Here is a 2,435-nt window from a genome sequence, read left to right as displayed (position 1 = left end):
GCATTGGCGTAGAGCGAGGAGCGCGTGCCCGGAGGAACGTTGGCCCAGCCTTCCTTCGAAGCGACGAGCTCCGCATAGTGCTTGCTGGTCGCCCAGGAGACGAACTTCTCGGCGGCATCCGCTTTCTGCGTGCCGGCGGGGATGGCCAGCGACCAGGCCCACAGCCAGTTGCCGCGCTTGCCCAGGCCATTGTCGGGCGCCAGCGCATAACCGACCTTATCGGCGACAGTCGAGTTCTTCGGGTCCGAAACGAAGGACGCGGCGACCGTGGCGTCGATCCACATGCCGCATTTGCCCTGCTGGAACAGCGCCAGGTTTTCGTTGAAGCCGTTGGAGGAAGCCCCCTCGGGGCCGTCGGCCTTCATCAGGTCGACATAGAACTGCAACGTGTTCTTCCATTCCGGCTGATCGAACTGCGGCTTCCAGTTCTCGTCGAACCAGCGGGCGCCGAAGGAGTTCGACATGGCGGTCAGGAAAGCCATGTTCTCGCCCCAGCCGGCCTTGCCGCGCAGGCACACGCCGTTCACGCCATTGGCGCGGTCGGTCATCTTGTCGGCGGCCTGCTTGATGAAGTCCCAGGTCGGCGCGTCGGGCATCTTCAGCCCGGCCTTGTCCATCAGGTCCTTGCGGTACATGACGAAGGAGCTTTCGCCGTAGAAGGGCGCGGCATAGAGCTTGCCGTCGACCGAAAGGCCGCCAGCAATGGCCGGGATGATGTCCTTGGCGTCGTAGTCGTCGCCGAGCTTGTCGAGCGGCAAAAGCCAGCTCTGCTTGGCCCAGATCGGAACCTCATAGGTGCCGATGGTCATCACGTCGTACTGGCCGCCCTTGGTGGCGATGTCGGTGGTGACGCGCTCGCGCAGTACATTCTCTTCGAGCGTAACCCAGTTGAGCTGGATGTCGGGGTTCGCCTTGGTGAAGTCCTCGGTCAGCTTTTGCATGCGGACCATATCGCCATTGTTGACGGTGGCGATGGTGATGGATTCGGCGTGTGCGGCGAACGCAAGCGTGCTGGCCGACAACAAGCCCAGGGTGAGCGTGCGAAGTTTCATCAAATTCCTCCCTTGAACCAAGATGAGCATTTGCCTTGGCTTTGGGCAATTACTCACTTTGCGTGAATTATGTCAAGTCGGATTCGATGCTGCAGCGCAGCACCCGGGCGACACCGCAGGCCGGGACGAGCGGAAATTGCCAGGACGAAGAGCGTCCTGGCCGGATACAGTGCGGCAACAGCGGATGGATCTGTGAGACCAGGTGCAGCCCGCAAGCCTGCCGGTCAGCAGGCGATCTCGGCCAGCAGCCAGTCGCGGAAGGCACGGATCTTCGGCACGTTGCGGCGCGCTTCGGGGTAGACCAGCCAAAAGGCATGGCCGTCGTCGCCAACCAGATCGAAAGGCTGGATCAGGCGCCCACCGGCAAGTTCCGCCTTGAACAGCGCCCTGGTCAGGATCGCGACGCCATGACCGGCGATCGCCGCATTGGCCTCATAGGCCTGCGCGCCCATGCTGCTGCCGGGCCGTTTGGCGAGATCGTGCGAGTGCACGCCGGCAGCCTCGAACCATTGTGTCCACCAGATGTCGCCGGGATCGAGGATCGGCAGCCGCAACAGGTCCGCCGGTTCCCTGACGCCGCCGATGCTTGCCGCGAGCTTCGGGCTCAGCATCGGCGTGAAATCGGCATCGAGCAGCTTGTAGGCTTCCAGCCCCGGCCATTTGCCGCCGCCCGACCGGATGGCGAGGTCGACATCCTCGCGGGCGAAATCCGTCAGCCGGCTCGATGTTTCGAGCCGCACGGCAAGGGAGGGATGAGCGATCTGGAATGAGCCCAGATGGTGCGCCAGCCAGTTCGAGGCAAAGGTCAGCACCGTCGTGACGCACAGCAATCCGTCGGCGCCGCCACGCGCCGCCGCATAGGCCTGGCCGAGAATGGCGAAGGCCTCGCTGACCGCTGGCGCAAGGCGCTGTCCAGCCTCGGTGAGTGCGATCTGGCGCGGCCGGCGCAGGAACAGCGGCGCGCCGACCCGTTCCTCCAGCACCTTGATCTGATAGCTGACCGCCGCTTGCGTCATGGCAAGTTCCTCGGCCGCCTTGGTGAAGGAAAGATGCCGCGCCACCGCTTCGAACACCCGGATCGCCTGCAGCGGCGGAAGCTGTGAAACCTGCCGAGAGCTGAGGTCCGGCATAAAGCCTCCTTATGGGTCCTTATCGACGTTCGATTGGCAAAGGCCGCCGTCAAGACCGACATTTCCAGTCAACCCGTCATTCGGGTTCAGGATAGCGAAGGTTGACGATCATGACCATGGCGCAGCAAAAATGCACTTCCGCACCCGATCATCGCTGGTTTTCGTGGCTGACGGATGGATTCGGCTGGTTCGCAGCCAAAAAACGGGCACATCTCGACATCAGGGACCTGTCGCCGCATCTGCAGCGCGATCT

Annotated in this window: 2 protein-coding genes; both read right to left on the bottom strand. The window is 63.2% G+C overall.

Annotated elements, in window-relative coordinates; all coding sequences use genetic code 11:
* Window positions 1-1,052, bottom strand: a 1,052-nt coding sequence (locus EN914_RS32135) for a sugar ABC transporter substrate-binding protein (RefSeq protein ID WP_164779063.1), incomplete at its 3' end; no start/stop codon positions are given.
* Window positions 1,053-1,276: 224 nt separating this feature from the next.
* A complete protein-coding gene (gene gcvA / locus EN914_RS32130; RefSeq protein ID WP_013528412.1) occupies window positions 1,277-2,182 on the bottom strand; it encodes a transcriptional regulator GcvA in 906 nt (301 codons plus the stop codon).
* Window positions 2,183-2,435 lie beyond the last annotated feature (253 nt).

It is taken from the genome of Mesorhizobium sp. M7A.F.Ca.CA.001.08.2.1, from assembly GCF_003998455.1.
GTDB lineage: Bacteria > Pseudomonadota > Alphaproteobacteria > Rhizobiales > Rhizobiaceae > Mesorhizobium > Mesorhizobium ciceri.
Note: the sequence above shows the minus strand (reverse complement) of the source record. Positions and strands in the feature narration are given on the sequence as shown.

Coding starts and splice junctions, on each gene's coding strand:
- gcvA (WP_013528412.1), bottom strand. CDS start 2,182: ATGCCGGACCTCAGCTCTCGGCAGGTTTCACAGCTTCCGCCGCTGCAG.